The 17,959-nt window shown below is 67.6% G+C and carries 13 protein-coding genes; 7 read left to right on the top strand and 6 right to left on the bottom strand.

The window, feature by feature from the left end:
* Nucleotides 1-274 precede the first annotated feature (274 nt).
* Both C1922_RS15495 and C1922_RS15500 read left to right on the top strand, forming a co-directional pair.
* Nucleotides 275-2,566, top strand: coding sequence for a TonB-dependent receptor (locus C1922_RS15495; RefSeq protein WP_108750577.1), 2,292 nt, complete (start codon nt 275-277; stop codon nt 2,564-2,566).
* Nucleotides 2,567-2,717: 151 nt separating this feature from the next.
* The gene (locus C1922_RS15500) at nt 2,718-3,713 is read left to right on the top strand and encodes a DUF4274 domain-containing protein (RefSeq protein WP_108750578.1); all 996 of its coding nucleotides are present in this window, start codon (nt 2,718-2,720) and stop codon (nt 3,711-3,713) included.
* A gap of 107 nt (nt 3,714-3,820) precedes the next feature.
* On the opposite strand, the gene phbB is transcribed toward C1922_RS15500, so the two are convergent.
* From phbB to C1922_RS15515, 3 genes are all read right to left on the bottom strand, one after another.
* Nucleotides 3,821-4,561: an acetoacetyl-CoA reductase gene (phbB, locus tag C1922_RS15505; protein ID WP_021204361.1), complete on the bottom strand. Its 741-nt coding sequence runs from the start codon at nt 4,559-4,561 to the stop codon at nt 3,821-3,823.
* Nucleotides 4,562-4,586: 25 nt separating this feature from the next.
* Nucleotides 4,587-5,915, bottom strand: coding sequence for a CitMHS family transporter (locus C1922_RS15510; RefSeq protein WP_108751621.1), 1,329 nt, complete (start codon nt 5,913-5,915; stop codon nt 4,587-4,589).
* Nucleotides 5,916-5,976: 61 nt separating this feature from the next.
* On the bottom strand, nt 5,977-7,113 hold the full coding sequence (locus C1922_RS15515; RefSeq protein ID WP_108751622.1) for a porin: 1,137 nt from the start codon (nt 7,111-7,113) through the stop codon (nt 5,977-5,979).
* 272 nt (nt 7,114-7,385) lie between these two features.
* Between C1922_RS15515 and C1922_RS15520 the strand changes: the two genes are divergently transcribed.
* From C1922_RS15520 to C1922_RS15535, 4 genes are read left to right on the top strand one after another with little or no spacing between them, the layout of a single operon-like run.
* On the top strand, nt 7,386-8,075 hold the full coding sequence (locus C1922_RS15520) for a response regulator transcription factor (RefSeq protein ID WP_108751623.1): 690 nt from the start codon (nt 7,386-7,388) through the stop codon (nt 8,073-8,075).
* Nucleotides 8,050-9,453 carry a sensor histidine kinase gene (locus C1922_RS15525; protein ID WP_108750579.1) on the top strand — a complete coding sequence of 468 codons (1,404 nt, stop codon included), beginning with the start codon at nt 8,050-8,052 and terminating at the stop codon, nt 9,451-9,453. The genes C1922_RS15520 and C1922_RS15525 overlap by 26 nt, the downstream gene beginning before the upstream one ends.
* Entirely contained in the window at nt 9,450-10,505 is a 1,056-nt protein-coding gene (locus tag C1922_RS15530) for an ABC transporter substrate-binding protein (RefSeq protein ID WP_108750580.1), read from the top strand. Before C1922_RS15525 ends, C1922_RS15530 begins: the two co-directional genes overlap by 4 nt.
* Nucleotides 10,506-10,565: 60 nt before the next feature.
* On the top strand, nt 10,566-11,213 hold the full coding sequence (locus C1922_RS15535; protein WP_108750581.1) for a response regulator transcription factor: 648 nt from the start codon (nt 10,566-10,568) through the stop codon (nt 11,211-11,213).
* Nucleotides 11,214-11,324: 111 nt separating this feature from the next.
* On the opposite strand, the gene C1922_RS15540 is transcribed toward C1922_RS15535, so the two are convergent.
* From C1922_RS15540 to C1922_RS15550, 3 genes are all read right to left on the bottom strand, one after another.
* Nucleotides 11,325-12,161, bottom strand: a complete 837-nt coding sequence (locus tag C1922_RS15540; protein ID WP_108750582.1) for an ankyrin repeat domain-containing protein — start codon at nt 12,159-12,161, stop codon at nt 11,325-11,327.
* A gap of 64 nt (nt 12,162-12,225) precedes the next feature.
* On the bottom strand, nt 12,226-14,874 hold the full coding sequence (locus C1922_RS15545; RefSeq protein ID WP_108750583.1) for a PAS-domain containing protein: 2,649 nt from the start codon (nt 14,872-14,874) through the stop codon (nt 12,226-12,228).
* Nucleotides 14,875-14,954: 80 nt separating this feature from the next.
* A complete protein-coding gene (locus C1922_RS15550; RefSeq protein WP_108750584.1) occupies nt 14,955-16,121 on the bottom strand; it encodes a porin in 1,167 nt (388 codons plus the stop codon).
* Nucleotides 16,122-16,442: 321 nt separating this feature from the next.
* Between C1922_RS15550 and C1922_RS15555 the strand changes: the two genes are divergently transcribed.
* Nucleotides 16,443-17,798 carry a dicarboxylate/amino acid:cation symporter gene (locus tag C1922_RS15555; protein WP_108750585.1) on the top strand — a complete coding sequence of 452 codons (1,356 nt, stop codon included), beginning with the start codon at nt 16,443-16,445 and terminating at the stop codon, nt 17,796-17,798.
* Nucleotides 17,799-17,959: the final 161 nt, after the last annotated feature.

Consider the following 17,959-nt stretch of genomic DNA (forward strand, 5'->3'; position numbering starts at 1 on the left):
GCCAGCGGCTGGGCCGGGCCCCGAAGGGGTACTTGCGGCGTCCCCCGCAACCGGACCCACCCCGCCTCCCACGGAATGCACGCTTTTGACGTTGCAGTGAGCAGGTGCAGGGCGGCAGCCCTGCCGACACACCCACACCCACACCCACAAACGAGACGCTCGTCACCGCCCGCAGCACGCGCGCCGCTTCGTAAACAACCTTTCATCTTCCATTCGCATAGTGGCGGCGCGCCGCGCGCAGACGCGCCGGTCTTCCCCCATGCAATGGACTCACATGCAGACCCGACACCTGACGATTGCCGTGGCGATCGCCCTTTCCGCCGCCGCCAGCACCCATGCCGCCGAAACCACCGACGCCAGCACCGATGCCGCGCTGAGCGCGCAGACGCTGGACACGGTCTCCGTGATCGGCCAGGGCGAAACCCGCCAGGTGCAGCGCATCACCGCCGTCGACAAGCAGGTGCTGCCGCCGGGCACCAGCGGCCAGAAGATCCTCGACCGCCTGCCCGGCGTGTCGGTGCAGTCCAACGATGCGTTCGGCGCCAACGAAGAATCGCAGACCATCAGCCTGCGCGGGTTCGACAAGAGCCGCCTGGGCTACACGCTCGACGGCATCCCGCTGGGCGACAACAGCTACGGCAACTACAACGGCCTGAGCATCGCCCGCGCGCTGATCGCCGAGAACCTCGCCGGCGCCGAGCTGTCGCAGGGCATCGGTTCGCTGGGCGTGGCCTCCACCAGCAACCTCGGCGGCACCATCCAGTACTTCTCGATGGACCCGTCCACCGAATTCGGTGGGCGCGCCAGCATCACCGTGGGTGATGACAACCAGCGCCGCGGCTACCTGCGCGTGGATACCGGCGATATCAACGGCTTCTCGGCCTACGTCTCCGGCGTGCACCAGGACCAGGACATGTGGGCCGCGCCGTACCAGAACCAGACCACCCGCCAGTTCAATGCCAAGGCCGTGTGGAACGTGGGCGACCACCGCTTCGGTGCGTTCGTGGCGACCTCGCGCGCCAGCCAGGCCAACTATGCCTACCTGTCCAAGGACATGCTGGCGCGTGGACTGGGCTGGGACTGGAACATCTACGCACCGGACTGGGACCGCGCGGTCGCCGCGGCCTACTGCGCGCCGGGCACCCGTGATCCGGCCAAGTGTGCCTTCAGTGGCGGCGTCAACAGCATCGACGATGCCTACTACCAGAGCCGCGCGCTGCGCGATGACAATCTGTACTCGGTCGATGCCGACCTGCGCCTGGGCGAGCAGGGCCGCCTGAAGCTGATGGCCTACCACCACGACAACCGTGGCCAGGGCCACTGGTGGGCGCCGGGCCAGCCGTCGTACCCGGGCACCGACCGCATGCTGCCGATCTCGATCCGCAGCACCAACTACACCATCAACCGCGACGGCCTGACCGCCGCGCTGTCGTGGACGGTAGGCATCCACGAGCTGGAAGCCGGCCTGTGGTACGAGCAGAACGACCATAACGTGTCGCGCAATTTCTACTACATCAGCGGGCCGTTCCTGGACGATCTGTACCTGCAGAACCCCGACCGCCTTCTGTTCAACCAGGACTTCGATATCCGCACGCAGCAGTTCTACGTGCAGGACCGCATGCGCTTCCTCGACCAACGCCTGACCGTGGACGTGGGCCTGAAGAGCCCGAACACCCGCATGCGCGCCACCGCGAAGGGTGGCGTGGAAACCAGCATCGCCTCGGGTACGCTCACCGCCAAGGAATCGGTGCTGCCGCAGCTGGGCGTGGGCTTCAAGCTCAACGCCAACAACGAGCTGTTCGCTTCGTACGCGGAAAACATCGCCGCGTTCGTGGGCGGTGGCAGCGGCGGCCCGCTGCAGGTGTCGCCGGAATCGTTCGCGGCCAGTGCTGGCCTGGAGCCGGAAAAGTCCAAGAGTCTGGAAGCCGGCTTCCGTACGTTCGGTGAGAAGTACCAGGCCTCCATCGCCGCCTACAACGTGAAGTTCGACAACCGCCTGCTGTCGCTGAACCCGTGCTCGAGCATCGAAGTCGGCACGCGCCCCGAGTGCGTGACGCGCTTCATCAACGTCGGTTCGGTGAAGAGCCATGGTGCCGAGCTGACCTTCATCCTCAAGCCCATCGACGGCCTGCAGTGGTACAACGCGCTGTCCTGGAACAAGACCACCTACGAGGATGACTACACCTCCGGCGGTGCGATCGTGCCGGTGGCCGGCAAGATCACCGTGGACACGCCGCAGCGCATGGCGTCCAGCGAGATCAGCTGGAGCCGTGATGGCTTCTTCGCCAGCCTGCGCGCCAAGTACACCGGCAAGCGCTACTACACCTACACCAACGACCAGTCGGTGCCGGGCGTGACCACCTTCGATGCCGGCGCCGGCTATGACTTCGGCCCGGGGCTGGGCCTGCGCAACGTGCGTGTTTCCTTGAACGCTACCAACCTGACCAACAAGCGCTACGCCGGCCAGTTGAGTTCGTTCGCACCCACCGACCCGAACGGCACGCGCTACGCGATCCACGCCAGCGCACCGCGCCAGGTGTTCATGACCGTCGCCGCCGAGTTCTGATGCGATGGGGTCAGCGCCCTTTCGCGCGCGAAAGGGATCTGACCCCGATTCGGCGCATGGCCGGGGTCGGATCCCTTTCGCATGCGAAAGGCTCTGACCCCGGTGCAAGGCGCCGCTAGACTGCACGGGCACTGAGCAACGGACACCCGACGTGACCCCCGACGAGTACCGCACGGCCTGCAGCCGCCTGCTGCAGGACTACCTGCACACCGCTTCGCCCGAACAACGCCACATCTACGTTGCACGGCGCAACTACGACGACAGCCCCGACGTGCTGGCCTGGCTGGCAGAGCACCGCGATCTGGACCGCGCCACGGCACTGCTGATGCACGCATCGCTGGGCGCCGGCCGGTTCACCCTGTACGCGGACGCCAGCGAGGTGCCTGGCCACGAGCAGGAGACGTACGCGCTGGTCCGTCGCATCGAGCAGCGATGTCTCGATGGCTTCTACGCCGACCATGGGCTGGACTTCGATCCGTTTGCCGAGGCGGTCGATGATGCGTACGACGATGGCCTGCCGTTCGCGGTCGCGCAGCAGCTGCACGATCTGGCTGCGGCGTTTGAACCCGAACGCGGCCCGGCATTCGGTGATGCCACCGCAGGTGATGTCGATATCTGGGCGGAGGTCGTGCCTCCAACATTGTCACCCGTAGCAACCGGGTCGGATCCGGGCTGGCCGTTGCTCGCATCGTTCCTGCAGCAGGCCACGCCGCAGCAGCGCCACCAGCTGATGCTGTTCGCCGACACCCACACGCTGTCCGATGCGCTGCAATGGTTGCTTGAACAGCCGTCGTTGGCCGCATCCAGCGCACTGGCGCTGTACTGGAACCTGGGGGCGTCCTGGTACGTGCCGTTCGCCACGGTCGACGATGTGCCTGCATCGCACCGGCACACCGCTGCGGTGCTGCGCTGCATCGAACAACGGCTGGCCGAGGGCGGCTACGCCGACCAGGGGCTGGGATTCGACCTGGCGCAGAACCGACCGCGTTTCCCGGCACGTTGGCCCGGCCGGCCGGTGCTGCGCGCGGTTCCCGAGGCGATGTGGTTGCCGCGCGACGGCCAGACCGTGCAGGAGTCGGACGAGGTGGATTTCATCTCCGGCCTGCCGGAGGAGGTGGCTGGCGCACTCGCGCAGGCGCGCGGGTAGACCGCAGAACGCATCGGGGTCAGATCCCTTTCGCGCGCGAAAGGGCTCTGACCCCAGGGGCGGCCGAGCATCCACGCATGGCGTGGATCTACTGCAACGCGTGGGGGTCACCCCATGTACAACCCACCATTGACCGCGTAATCGGCGCCGGTCACGTACGAAGCCTCGTCCGATGCCAGCCAGCCCACCAGCCCGGCCACTTCCTCCGGCCGGCCCAGGCGGCGTACCGGTACCGAGGCGGCCAGCCGGTCCAGCACATCCGGCGGGAAGCTGCTGATCGCCTGACTGGCGATGTAGCCGGGCGACAAGGTGTTCACGGTCACCCCGCGCGATGCCACTTCGGCAGCCAACGCCCGGCTGAAACCGTGCATGGCGGCCTTGGCCGTGGCGTAGTTCACCTGGCCGATCTGCCCCTTGTGGGCGCTGACCGAACCGATGTTGATGATGCGGCCCCAGCCGCGCGTGGCCATGCCATCGACCACCTGCTTGGTCAGGTTGAACAGTGCGTTGAGGTTGGAGGCGATCACTGCATTCCAATCCTCCACCGTCATCTGCCGGAACAGCAGGTCACGGCTGCCGCCGGAGTTGTTGACCAGCACGTCCACCTCGCCCACCTCGGCACGCACCTTGGCGAACGCCGCGGAGGTCGAGGCCCAGTCCGTGGCGTTGCCTTCGGAGGCGATGAAGTCGAAGCCCTGTTCGCGCTGTTCGCGCAGCCAGTTGGCCTTGCGTGGCGAGTTCGGTGCGCAGCCGGCGACCACGGTGTGGCCGGAACGGGCCAGGCTCTGGCAGATGGCAGTGCCGACACTGCCCATGCCGCTGGTGACGTAAGCGATTCGAAGCGTCATTGCAGAAGGCTCCTTGGTGTCCGGATCAGGATGCGAAGGGATACAGGCCGAACAGCAGGCCACCGGCCATCAACAGCAGCGAGATGGCGATCGCCCACTTCAGCGTGAACTTCTGGTGGTCGGCGAATTCGACCTTGGCCAGGCCCACCAGCAGGTAGGTGGACGGCACCAGCGGGCTGAGCAGGTGCACCGGCTGCCCGGCCAGCGATGCGCGGGCCATTTCCACCGGGGTGATGCCGTAGTTGCCGGCGGCTTCGGACAGGATCGGCAGCACGCCGAAGTAGAAGGCGTCGTTGGACATGAAGAAGGTGAACGGCATCGACGCGATGGCGGTGATGACGGCCAGGTACGGGCCCCACGATTCCGGGATGATCGCCAGGAAGCTGTGCGACATCGCCTCGACCATGCCCGTGTTGTTGAGGATGCCGGTGAAAATGCCCGCGGCGAAGATCAACGCGACCACCGACAGCACGTTGCCGGCGTGGTTGACCACGCGGCGGCGCTGCTCGGCCAGGTTCGGGTAGTTGATGACCAGGGCGATGGCGAAGCCGACCATGAACAGCACCGGCATCGGCAGCACGCCGGCGATCAGTGCACCCATCAGGGCCAGGGTCAGTGCCAGGTTCACCCACAGCAGCTTCGGCCGCTTGATGTCCTCCGCGTCTTCCACCGACGGCAGCGCGTTGTTGTCATCGGACACGCTGTTGTCCATCCAGCTGCCACCCTGCGGCAGGGTGACCACGCCCAGGCGACGGCGTTCCTTCAGGCCCAGGTACCAGGCCAGCAGCAGCACGCCGGCACAGGCGATCACCATCGACGGGATCAGCGGCACGAACACATCGGCCGGGTCCACGTGCAGCGCGGTGGCTGCGCGTGCAGTCGGGCCGCCCCACGGGGTCAGGTTCATCACGCCGCCGGCGAGGATGGTCACGCAGGTCATGTTCAGCGCGTTCATGCCCAGGCGCTGGTACAGCGGCAGCATCGCCGAGACGGTGATCATGTAGGTGGTCGAACCATCGCCATCGAGGGAGATCAGCATGGCCAGCACCGCGGTGCCGAGCACGATCTTCATCGGATCGCCCTTCACGAAGCGCAGGATCACCCGCACCAGCGGATCGAACAGGCCCGCATCGATCATCACCCCGAAGTAGAGGATGGCGAACATCAGCATCACGCCGGTCGGCGCGATCTTCTTGATGCCTTCCAGCATCATTTCGTCGATGTTGGCGCCGAAGCCACCCAGCAGGGCGAAGATGATCGGAATGGTGATCAGGGCGACCAGCGGCGACAGTCGTTTGCTCATGATCAAGTACATGAACGTAATGACCATGCCAAAGCCGAGGATGCTCAGCATCATCTGCGGACTCCTTGCGTATTGCGGTTGACGAGGGGGGAGGGGGGAAGGAGTGCGTGGTTCAGAAGTCGAACTGCAGGCGCCCGGTGACCGCGCGCGTGCGGTCCACCGTGATGCCGGCCAGGCGGTCGCGGTTGCGGCTCTCGATCACGTTCAACATCAAGCGCAGGTTGTCGCGCAGGTACCAGTTACCGCCCAGCGTCCAGGCTTCGGTGCTGCCGCGGCGCAGGTCTGGCGCGCCATCCAGGTGCTGTGCGCCCCACATCTGGTCGTAACGCAGCGCCACTTCGAAGGCGCCGGCCTTGTGGCGGATGTCCTTGACCCGGGCGAAGCGGCCGGTCTTGCGGTCGTAGGCGCGGCTCTCGCCGGTCACGAACCAGCTCAGCATGCCGTAGGCCGCCATCACATCGCCGCGCTGCGCACCATCATCGAACGTGGCGCCACTGAATTCGCCCTGCCAGGACAGCGGGCCGCGCACCTGCGCGTATTCCAGCGACCACTTGTTGACGTCGGTATCGCGGCCGGCGGAGAAATCGACCAGGGTCAGGCGGCTTTCATCGGACAGGTGGCCGGCCGGGCGCGGGCGGATCTTCAGCCCCGGTGCACCGCTTGCGCCAGGGTTGTCGTAGGCCTCGCGGGCCAGCGACAGGCCCAGGTGCAGCACGTCACCATCGCGGGGCGCAGGGGCCCAGGTCACGCGGCCACCGGCGGCGCGCCCCTTCACCTGCCAGGCGTCGATGCTTTCCAGGCTGTAGACGCTGGCCGCCCAGGTGAAATCGCCCGGATTGGCCTGCCAGGACGCGCCCAGGCGATACAGCGGCGCCAGCGTGGTGCCGGCGTTGCCGCGCTCCAGGAAGCTGCCGTAGTTGGAACCGGTGCGGTCATCCAGCGAGAAATACTGCTTGAACTGGCCCACCGTCAGGCGCCCGGCGCTGCCGAAGCCGCGGCTCAGGTAGACGTCCTTGGCCTCCACGCGGTCGCCGGAAAAGTCGGCTTCCATCTTGTAATCGACCACGAAGAACTTGCCCGATACATCCAGCCAGGCGCGGCGGACTTCGGTGTCGTCCTTGTTCGGGGTGCCACGGTCGTCGTTGTCGAACGTAGCGAAATCCAGGTGCAGGCGGCCGCCGACGGTGGCGGTGACCGGCCGGTCGTCTTCAGCAAAGGCCGGCGCGGCCAGCGCAGCCAAGGCCATCATGGCGGCGGGGCGCTGCCAGGCAAACTTCAGTTCCACAAACCCTCCCAGGTACGCGCCAGGCGCGCGGCAATCGTGGGCACCGGATGGTGCGCGGCCGCAGTCTGGGTTGCGGTAGCTGTCATCGTCCTGTCAGCGGTTTGTGCGGTGCAGCGTAAACGCGGCCGCCGCGCCCCCGGTAGCGCCGGGCCATGCCCGGCGGAATGCATCCGCCACACGCCATCGCGCCGCACGCGGTAGCATTCGCTTCCCCCCGCGTCCCTCTGTTCCCGCCGATGCGTCTGCTGCTGGTCGAAGACAACCCGGACCTGGCCGATGCCATCATCCGCCGCATGCGCCGCAGCGGGCATGCCGTGGACTGGCAGGCCGACGGCCTGGCCGCCGCCAGCGTGCTGCGCTACCAGAGCTTCGATCTGGTGGTGCTGGATATCGGCCTGCCCAAGCTGGATGGCCTGCGCGTGCTGGCTGGCATGCGCGAACGCGGCGACAGCACCCCGGTGCTGATGCTGACCGCGCGCGATGGCATCGAAGACCGCGTACAGGCGCTCGACGTGGGCGCCGACGACTACCTGGGCAAACCGTTCGATTTCCGCGAATTCGAAGCGCGTTGCCGCGTGCTGCTGCGCCGTGCGCGCGGCCAGGCAAGCGAAGTGGTGCAGGTGGGCGGCTTCCAGTTCGACAACGCCGCCCATCGCGTCACCCTGGACGGCGAACCGATCGAACTGCCCAATCGCGAGTACCGCCTGCTGGAAATCCTGGTGGGCCGCATGGGCCAGGTAGTGGGCAAGGACGAAATCGGCAACGGCCTGTTCGGCTTCGACGATGAGGCCGGCCCGAACGCCATCGAACTCTACGTGGGGCGCCTGCGCAGGAAGCTGGCCGACGCACCGGTGCGCATCACCACCGTGCGCGGCGTGGGCTATCTGCTGGAACCCACCGATGGCGGCAATGACGGCGATGGCTGAGCGGCGCGCCACGGCGCCAGGTTCACTGCGGCGTACGCTGCTGCTGTATCTGGGCGGATTGCTGGCGGTGTTCGCGGTGGCGCTGTTGTTCGCCGCGCGTGATTACGGCCAGCGCGCCGCCAACCGGTCCTACGACCACCTGCTGGTGTCATCGGCGCTGTCGATTGCCGATTCGGTGGCGCTGGTCGATGGCCAATGGCAGGTGGACCTGCCCTATGCCGCACTGGACCTGCTGTCGATGGCGGCAGAAGACCGGGTGTTCTACCGGCTGACCGACAGCCGCGGCAACCTGATCACCGGCTACGGTGACCTGCCCGTGCCGCCGCGCCGCCCGGGGCTGCAGCCGCAGTTGTTCGATGCCGCATACAGCGGCGAAACCGTGCGCTTCGTGGTGGTCAGCCGCAGTTTCGCGGCGGCGTCTGCGCAGGGCGACGTGCAGGTGCAGGTGGGCCAGACCCGGCGTGCGCGCGAAGCGCTGGCGCAGGACATGGTCAACCGCGCCCTGCTGGCTATTGGCGTGTTGTCCGGGCTGCTGCTGGCCTTGGTGGCGTTCGGCGTGCATCGTGCGTTCCGTCCGCTGGTACGTGTGGAACGTGAGTTGTCGCGGCGCGAGCCGTCCGACCTGAAACCGCTCGATGCGCGCGTACCGCGCGAAATGGACCAGATGGTCGCGGCCTTGAACCGTTTCATGGAGCGCCTGTCCAGCAGCAACGAGACACTGCGCGCGTTCATGGCCGAGGCCGCACACCAGATGCGCACTCCGCTGGCGGCGCTGCGCGCGCAGGCGCAGTTGGCGCTGGACGATGATGATCCGCAGGACATGCGCCGCAGCCTGCTTGCGATCGAGCGCAATGCTACGCACATGAGCCGCCTGCTGAACCAGTTGCTGAGCGATGCCAGCGTGATCCATCGCTCGCACTTGCAGCGTTTCGCCGCAGTGGACCTGGCCGAGACCGTGCACCAGGCCTTGCATGAAGCGCTGCCGCAGGCGGGGCCGGCGCCACGCGTGCAGTTGGCCATGACGGCCGAACCGGTGCAGGTGCAAGGCGATGCGCTGCTGCTGCGCGAGGCCATCAAGAACCTGGTCGACAACGCCTTGAAGTACGGTGGCGACGGCGCGCTGCAGATCGCCCTGACCGTGGAAGGCGGACAGGCGGTATTGACCATTGCCGACCACGGCGCCGGCATTGCCGCGGCCGATGCCGGCCGCGTGTTCGAGCGCTTCGCCCGTGGCGAGGGCGCCCCTGCCGGTGGCGCCGGCCTGGGCCTGGCCATCGTCAAGCGCGTGGTCGACAGCCACGGCGGCCACATCGACCTGAGCAACCGTCCGCAGGGCGGCCTGGTCGCCACCATCCGCCTGCCCCGGAGCAGTCCATGATCCGCCTGTTCGCCACCGCCTTCGCCCTGCTGCTGGCGCTGCCGGTGCTGGCCGCGCCCGGCGATGTGCGCCGCTTCGCCGCGCAGGGCCCGGCCACCGCGCAACTGCGCATCCACGGCAGCACCGACATCGAGGTGTTCGCGGTGGTCATCGCCGATTACCAGCGCCTGCATCCCGGCACCGAAGTGGTGTACGAGGACATCATCACCCAGGATCTGTACGCGCGGTACCTGCACGACCGCAGTGGCCCGGATTCGCCCGACCTGCTGATTTCCAGCGGCATGGACCTGCAGACCAAGCTGGTGAACGATGGCCACGCGGTGCCGCACCGTTCGGCGCAGACGGCCGCGCTGCCGGCGTGGGCGCAGTGGCGCAGCGAGGCTTTCGGCATCAGCTACGAGCCGGTGGTGATGGTCTACAACACGCGGTCGCTGCCGGCGGCCAAGGCGCCGCGCACGCGCAGGCAACTGCTGGACCTGCTGCGTGCCGAGGGCCTGCCGCTGCGTGGCAAGGTTGGCACCTATGACATTGAGCGCAGCAGCGTGGGTTACCTGCTGGCCACCCAGGATGCGCAGCGTGGCAGCATCGCCGGCGCGCTGCTGGGTGCGCTCGGCGACAACGCGGTGGTGCGTGAAGAACGCACCGGCGTGCTGCTGGACCAGGTGGCCAGTGGCCAGTTGTCGCTGGTCTACAACGTGCTGGGCTCGTATGCGCAGGCGCGCATCGATGCCGGCGCGCCGCTGGCCATCGTCGAGCCCGAGGACTACACCCTGGTGGTGCTGCGCACGGCGGTGATTCCGCGCACCGGCGCGCACCCGGAAGAGGCCGGGCGCTTCCTCGATTACCTGCTCTCGCCGCGTGGCCAGCAGGTGCTGTCACGCGAGGCGCCGCTGATGCCGATCGTCACCGGCAACGCGCGCAGCGACGATGCGCCGGGCCGCAGCCGCCGCCCGATCCAGCTCGGCCCCGGGCTGCTGGTCTACCTGGATGCGCTGAAACGCCGCCAGTTCCTGGATGCCTGGCGCAGCAGCGTGGAACCGGCCGGGCGCTGAGCCTACGGGCGCGCCGGGACACGCCCGGCGGATGCGCGGCAGTGCCCGTACAATGGGCCCATGAGCGAATACACCATCCTGATCGCCGATGACCATCCGCTGCTGCGTTCGGCGGTGGTGCAGTCGTTGCGGCAGAGCCTGCCGCTGGCCCAGGTGCGCGAAGTGGCCAGTGCCGATGCGCTGGCACAGGCACTGGACGCCCAGCCGGATGTGGACCTGGTGCTGCTGGACCTGACCATGCCCGGCGCGCATGGCTTTTCCGCGCTGCTGCACGTGCGCGGCTCGCACCCGGACATTCCGGTGGTCATCCTGTCTTCCAACGACCACCCGCGGGTGATCCGCCGCGCCCAGCAGTTCGGCGCCGCCGGTTTCATTCCCAAGTCCGCCCCGGCCGAAACCATCGGCGAAGCGGTGCAGTCGGTACTGGACGGCAGCCTGTGGTTCCCGGCGATGGCGCCGGAGCGCAGCGAATCCGACGCACTGCTGGCCGCGCGCCTGGCCCAGCTCACCCCGCAGCAGTTCCGCGTGCTGCTGTGCCTGGCCGATGGCCTGCTCAACAAGCAGATCGCCTACGAACTGGGCCTGGCCGAGAACACGGTGAAGGTGCACGTGACCGCCATCCTGAAGAAGCTCGAATGCCACAGCCGCACCCAGGCGGCGGTGCTGGTGAAGGCGCTGGAACCGGAAGGCGACGCGGGCGGCATCTGACCCTTCCCGGTTGGCAAAGATGATTGAACAGCTGCTTTTGTAGAGTCGAGCTTGCTCGACTGGCTCTTGCATCGTACGCACAGCAGTCGAGCAAGCTCGACTCTACGCCCGTCAGGCGCTGAGCGAACGCAGATCGATGCAAGGACGCATGCGCTCGGTGCCATCCCATTCGGCAGGCAGGCCGACGCTGGCGAAGGCATCGACGATGGCCTGGCCGATGCGTTCCATCGCCGCGCTGTCGGGCGGGCCCCAGAAACCAATGGCCAGATCACTGGTGCGCTTGGCGCGCTTCATGTCATCGCCGGAGTAGAAGCAGAACCCTTTGAGGCCTGCATCTGTGCCGCCGCGCTGCCAGAAAAGTTCATTGGTGTCATCGGCAGCGTCGTCTGGCGTATCGCCGCACCCAGCAGTGGCGACGATGCCTGCGGCTTCCAGTACTGCAAATGCCGCATCGATCCTGGCCCGTGCCAGTTTCCACGCCGCAGCGGACATCTTCCGGTCCGGCTTGCGCACGACCACCGGGGGAATGGCGTGGCCGGTCAGGGCGGACAGCAGGGATTTCACCTGCGGCGACCAGGCGTTCTCCACGATGTGGTTGCCATGCGCGTCGCAGACATCCGGCTGTGCACCGGCGTCCACCAGCAGTTGTACCGCTTCGGGGCCGTCCGGCGAAAACTCTGCCGCCAGGAACAACGCGGTGCGTCCACCCGCGCCGACATGCTCCAGCGGACTGCCGGCATCGATCAGCAGGCGCAGCGTGGCGAGCGTGTGTTCCATCGGCGCGCGATCCTGGCTGGATGCGGCCCGCTCCAGCGCGGTAAAGCCAAAGGCATCCACCGCGTGTACATCCGCGCCTGCGGCGAGAAAGGCCGCCGTGGCCTGCGCATCGGCAGCCCATGCGGCGGCAAACAGATCCGCGGGGCGCTCCGCCTTGGGGGATTTCGGCACGATCCAGTCTTCCTGCGTTGGAATGACCGCCGATTGTAGGCAATACAGTCGAGCACGCTCGACGCTACCCCCGATGCCGCAACAACACCTGCGTCATCAGCGCGCGCAGCGCGGGTGGGCGTACCGGCTTGGGCAGGAAGCCCCAGCCCTGTTCGGCGGCATGTGCCTTCAGGGCTTCATCGCGTTCGGCGGTCACCAGAATCACCGGTGGCCGCGCCTGCCACAGCGTGCACAGCGCTTCGTACAGGTCCGGGCCGTGCCACTGGCCCATGCGCACGTCCAGCAACAGCAGCTGCGGCACGTTCAGCGCGCTGGCGATTTCCAGCGCACCCTGCGGGCCGTCGGCCAGTTCCACGTTGCAGCCCCAGCGTTCCAGCAGGGCGCGGGTGGCGGCGCATACGCGCGGGTCGTCGTCGATGCTCCACACCCGGCACTGCCGTAGCGGGCTGTCGTCGGTCAGCTCGGCGGCCACCACCGGCGCGGGGGCCGGCACCGCCACGTCTTCGGCCTGCCCCAGCGGCACGCTTACCGCGAACACGCTGCCCTTGCCCAGGGTGGAGCGCAGGCTGATGCGGTGGCCCAGCAGGCGGCCGATGCGTTCAACGATGGCCAGGCCCAGGCCGGCGCCGCGTTCCTGTTCCACGCCGTCGTTCAAGCGGCGGAATTCCTCGAAGATCTCACCCTGCAGGCTTTCCGGAATGCCCGGCCCCTGGTCGTGCACTTCGATGCGCAGATGGTCGCCCACGCGCCGGCAGCCGATCAGCACGCGCCCGCGCGGGGTGTAGCGCAGCGCGTTGGACAGGAAGTTCTGCAGGATGCGGCGCAGCAGTGCTTCATCGCTCACCACGATGGCGCGCGTATCCACCCAGTCCAGGTGCAGGCCACGGCTCTGCGCGGCCATGCCGAATTCACGGGCCAGGGTTTCCAGCAGCGGCGACAGCGCGAACGCGCGTACCCGCGTCTGCAGCGCACGCGACTCCAGCCGCGAAATGTCCAGCAGGCTGTTGAGGATGGCGTCCTGTGCGGCCAGGGCCGCATCCACATGTTCGCTCAGTTCGCGCGCATCACCGCTCAAGCGGCCGCGCAGCACCGACACGAACATGCGCGCGGCATTCAACGGCTGCAGCAGGTCATGCACGGCCGAAGCAACGAACCGGGTCTTGTAGCGGTTGGCCTGCTCGGCCTCGCGGCGCGCTTCGTCCAGGTCGTGGGTGCGTTCGGCCACGCGGTGTTCCAGCGCGTCGGCCAGCGAGCGCAGCTCGCGCGCAGCGTTCTTGTAGCTGGTGATGTCCGCGTAGCTGGTGACGAAGCCGCCGTCGGGCAGGGGATTGCCGCGGATTTCAAGCACGGTGCCGTCGTCCTTCTCGCTTTCGCGCATGTGCGGGCGGCCACTGCGCAGGTGGTTCAGGCGGCGCTCGATGGCTTCGTCGATCGGCCCCGGGCCGAGCAGGCCGCGGCGCGCATTGAAGCGGAACAGTTCTTCGATCGGCCGGCCCACCCGCACCAGCCCCGCCGGGAAGCGGAACAGTTCGACGTAGCGCGAATTCCAGGCCACCAGGCGCTGGTCGCGGTCGATCACCACCACGCCCTGCGGCAGGTGTTCCAGGCTGCGGCTGAGCCCGCTGTCGGCATCGGTGGCGGCCTGCAGCAGGCCATCCTGGGCGGTGCGCAGCTCCTGCGCGTGCTGCTTCAGCAGCGTTTCCAGTTCGCGGCGGCTGCGCTGGCGGTGCTTGGACAAACGCCGGCGCTGCTGCACGAACAGCACCAGGAAGCCCAGCGCCAGCCAGGCGGCGGCACCGGCGATGGCGGCACCGCGTCCGGCGCTGCCGGCGGCACTGGCATCGTGCAGCAGGTGCAGGCTCCAGTCTTCGTCCTCCAGTGCCAGGCTCTGCCACAGCATGGGCGTGGCCAGCGCCGGGTCCAGCAGGCGCACCATGCGCCCGCCGTCAGCCAGCACGTCTTCGGTACGCACCCGCAGCGGCTGCAGGGAACGGTCGGCGTACTGGCGCGCGGCCAGCATTTCGCGGCGCTCGCTGGCACCCAGCGGGCGCAGCAGGCGGTAGCGCCAGGCATCGCGGTTGGCCAGGAACACCACATCATGGTTGTCGCTGGCCAGCACCACGTCGGGGCTGCTCAGCCATTCCTGTTCCAGCGCCGACAGCTCGATCTTGATCACGATCACGCCGATGCGCTGGCCCTGGGCATCCACGATCGCTTCGGACATGAAATAGCCCGGCACGTTGGTGGTCATGCCGATGCCGTAGAAGCGGCCGCGGCCGTGGGCCATGGCCTGTTGGTAGTAGGGCCGGTAGCTGTAGTCCTCGCCCACGTTGCTGGCCGGTTCGCTCCAGTTGCTGGCGGCCACGGCCACGCCATCGCGGCCGACCAGGGTCAGCGTGGAAGTACGGGTGACCTGGTTGGCGCGCTGCAGCTTCAGGTTCAAGCGCTGCCGCTCGGCGGCCGACAGCGGCGACTGCAGGGCCTGCAGCAGGTCCGGGTCCAGCGCCATCACCTGCGGCAATGTGCCGAAGCGGTCGATGCGCTGTTGCAGGCCCTGCCCATACAACTGCAGCTGGCGCTGCACCTGGGCGCTTTCGGTGGCCAGCGCGCGGCGCCAGGCGTAGTGGCCGGCCGCGACCGCGCACAGCACGGTACCGCCGATCATCACCAGCAGGGTCAGCAACAGCAGGCGGTGGCGGCTGAGCCAGTACATGGCGGCAGTCTACGCAGGGGCGGCGGGCGTGGGGAGCACGCCCGCCGCAGGCACTGTGGAAGGACGTGCCGGGGAACGGATCAGAAATGCATCTGCGCGCGCAGTTCGAAGATTTCCGGGGTGCTGTGCACGCCGCGACGGCTGGCGTCGACCTTCACGTAGTTGGCCTGGAACTTGAAGTGGCTGGTCAGGTACCAGTTCGCACCAATGGTCAGGTCGTGCTGGCGACCGCCCAGGATGCTGCCATCGTCCAGGTCCAGACGGCTGTAGCGGGCCAGCAGTTCCACCGCGCCGTAGTCGTGGGCGGGCTTGATGTTGGCCACCGCACCCGCGTTGTACGGGCGCGATTCGCCGGTCAGCACCCAGCTGGCCATCGCGTACTGGCCATTGCCGGTGTAGTCGGGCAGGCCCTTGCGGGTCACCGTGGCCTGCAGGGCTTCGGCCTGCAGCGAGAACGGACCACGGATCCAGATGCCTTCCAGGCCGGTGCGGCGGATCTGGTCGGCAGTGACCAGCGCACCCGAATCGACCAGGCGGATATCGGTCAGGCCGGCTTCCGGGCGGGCACGCAGGCGCGCGCTGGCTTCGTGGTGCACGTCGCGGCCGTCGTGGTAGCCGCGCGGGTTTTCCTGCGAATAGGCCAAGCCCAGGTGGACCACGTCGCCCGGTGCCTTCACCGGGGTCCACACGGCGCGCACGGCCTGGGTGGTGCCCGGGTTGTCACCCTGCAGGTCCTTGCCGCCGTAGGCGCCGGCCTGCAGCAGGTACTGCGGGCGCTCCAGCACCCATTCCACACCGGTGCGGCGGCCGGCGTAGAACGCCTGCACCGGCAACGCGGTTTCCAGGAAGCTGCCGGCGCGCGAGGAGGTGTTGGCATCCAGGCCGACCGGGGTCTTCATGTAGCCGAAGCGGAAACGACCCACGTCGCGGCCTAAGAACGCCTTGCTTTCAAAGCGCACGAACACGTCCAGCCAGGTGTCGGCCTGGAAGTCGTAGTAGACCATCGCGTCGTACACGCCCTTCTTCTTCAGGGTCGCGCCGAACTCCTTGCGGCGCACCGCATCGTCATCCTCGATGCCGCTGGCCGAGGAAAAATCGTTGTAGTCGTAGGCGATGTTGGCCGTGGCGGCCAGTTCGGTGCCGTCGCCGAAGGCGTACTTGGTCGGCCAGTTGTCGAAATCGGCGGCGGAGGCGAAGGCGGGCAGTGCGGCCAGCGACAGGGCCAGCAAGGTGGGAATCGGGCGCATGGGTGGTGCGGCTCTCTCAGATTGCGTGTGGACAGGACAACAACGGCCGCGATGGCCGGAACTTGCGCGGGAACGTGCCCGGCCGTTCAGCTCGGGCCACCGGCGTCCCCGGGGGCGTCGGTACGGCGCCAGTGTAGGCACCGCAGCCACCTGAACCGGGGGGCTAGTACCAATAGGTTATCTGCGCCGGCGTGCCCGGCGCGTACAAAGGCGTCCATTGGTCGCGCCGGCGCTCGCAGCCGGGTCGCGCCCAGATCCACGGAGACGGTCCCGCCACGGCGGGAACCGTATGCGCCAGAACCGCCCCTTCCGGAGTCCGCCATGCACATCCCCACCACCGTACCGGTGCCCAGCAAGCCGTTGCCGCTCTACCGCCAGCTGTATTTCCAGGTGATCGTGGCGATCGTCCTGGGCGCCGTCCTGGGCCATTACGAGCCGCTGATCGGCGAGAAAATGAAGCCGCTGGGCGATGCCTTCATCAATCTGGTGAAGATGATCATCGCGCCGGTCATCTTCCTGACCATCGTCACCGGCATCGCCGGCATGACCCACCTGCGCACGGTGGGCCGCGTGTTCGCCAAGGCGATGGCGTATTTCCTGTTCTTCTCCACCCTGGCCCTGATCGTCGGCATGATCGTGGCGCACGTGGTGCAGCCCGGCGCGGGCATGAACATCAACCCGGCCGAGCTGGACCAGACCGCGGTGCACAGCTACGTCGAGAAGTCGCATGACCTGACCCTGGTCGGCTTCCTGATGGACATCATTCCGAAGACGCTGATCAGCGCCTTCGTCGATGGCAACATCCTGCAGGTGCTGTTCGTGGCCGTGCTGTTCGGCATCGCGCTGGCCTCGGTGGGCGAGAAGGGCAAGCCGATCGTGAACTTCCTGGAAGCGCTGGTCGCCCCGGTGTTCAAGCTGGTGCACATCCTGATGAAGGCCGCCCCGATCGGTGCCTTCGGTGCCATCGCCTTCACCATCGGCAAGTACGGCGTCGGTTCGCTGGTCAACCTGGCCTGGCTGGTGGGTTCGTTCTATCTCACCGCCTTCCTGTTCGTGGCCGTCATCCTGGGCGTGGTCTGCCGCCTGTGCGGGTTCTCGGTGTTCAAGCTGGCCCGCTACCTGAAGGCCGAGCTGCTGCTGGTGCTGGGCACGTCCTCGTCCGAATCGGCGCTGCCGTCGCTGATGGAAAAGATGGAACGCGCCGGCTGCAGCAAGTCGGTGGTCGGCCTGGTGGTGCCCACCGGCTATTCGTTCAACCTGGACGGCACCAACATCTACATGACCCTGGCCGCGCTGTTCATCGCCCAGGCCACCAACACCGAACTGACCCTGGGCCACCAGATCGCCCTGCTGCTGGTCGCCATGCTCAGCTCCAAGGGCGCGGCCGGCGTCACCGGTGCCGGCTTCATCACCCTGGCCGCCACCCTGGCCGTGGTGCCGGAAGTGCCGGTGGCCGGCATGGCACTGATCCTGGGCGTGGACCGCTTCATGAGCGAATGCCGCTCGCTGACCAACTTCATCGGCAATGCGGTGGCCACCGTGGTGGTGTCGCGCTGGGAAGGCGCGCTGGACCGTGATCGCCTGAAGCTGGCGCTGGACGGTCGCGAAAGCGAGCTGCCGCCGCCGGTCGATGCGGTGGCCCCGGTGCTGACCGAGGCCCTGCCGGCCAAGGGCTGACGCCAAGTGTGTGGTACTGCGGGGCCGGTCACGACAGTGGCACGGCCCCGCAGCGTTTCAGGGCGTCGCTTGGCTGTCATCAAGGGCGCCCACGCTGGACCCGGATCGTTGCATACGGCACGGAATTGTGCGGTCGCAGCATGGTTGCGACAGGATAGCGA

Origin of the sequence: Stenotrophomonas sp. ZAC14D2_NAIMI4_7 (assembly GCF_003086675.1) — a bacterium.
In the GTDB taxonomy this organism is placed as follows: Bacteria; Pseudomonadota; Gammaproteobacteria; order Xanthomonadales; family Xanthomonadaceae; genus Stenotrophomonas.

Excerpts from the sequence above, each read along its gene's own strand:
- C1922_RS15495 (WP_108750577.1), top strand. The coding sequence starts at position 275 with ATGCAGACCCGACACCTGACGATTGCCGTGGCGATCGCCCTTTCCGCC.
- phbB (WP_021204361.1), bottom strand. The coding sequence starts at position 4,561 with ATGACGCTTCGAATCGCTTACGTCACCAGCGGCATGGGCAGTGTCGGC.
- C1922_RS15510 (WP_108751621.1), bottom strand. The coding sequence starts at position 5,915 with ATGCTGAGCATCCTCGGCTTTGGCATGGTCATTACGTTCATGTACTTG.
- C1922_RS15515 (WP_108751622.1), bottom strand. The coding sequence starts at position 7,113 with ATGATGGCCTTGGCTGCGCTGGCCGCGCCGGCCTTTGCTGAAGACGAC.
- C1922_RS15520 (WP_108751623.1), top strand. The coding sequence starts at position 7,386 with ATGCGTCTGCTGCTGGTCGAAGACAACCCGGACCTGGCCGATGCCATC.
- C1922_RS15525 (WP_108750579.1), top strand. The coding sequence starts at position 8,050 with ATGGCGGCAATGACGGCGATGGCTGAGCGGCGCGCCACGGCGCCAGGT.
- C1922_RS15530 (WP_108750580.1), top strand. The coding sequence starts at position 9,450 with ATGATCCGCCTGTTCGCCACCGCCTTCGCCCTGCTGCTGGCGCTGCCG.
- C1922_RS15535 (WP_108750581.1), top strand. The coding sequence starts at position 10,566 with ATGAGCGAATACACCATCCTGATCGCCGATGACCATCCGCTGCTGCGT.
- C1922_RS15545 (WP_108750583.1), bottom strand. The coding sequence starts at position 14,874 with ATGTACTGGCTCAGCCGCCACCGCCTGCTGTTGCTGACCCTGCTGGTG.
- C1922_RS15550 (WP_108750584.1), bottom strand. The coding sequence starts at position 16,121 with ATGCGCCCGATTCCCACCTTGCTGGCCCTGTCGCTGGCCGCACTGCCC.
- C1922_RS15555 (WP_108750585.1), top strand. The coding sequence starts at position 16,443 with ATGCACATCCCCACCACCGTACCGGTGCCCAGCAAGCCGTTGCCGCTC.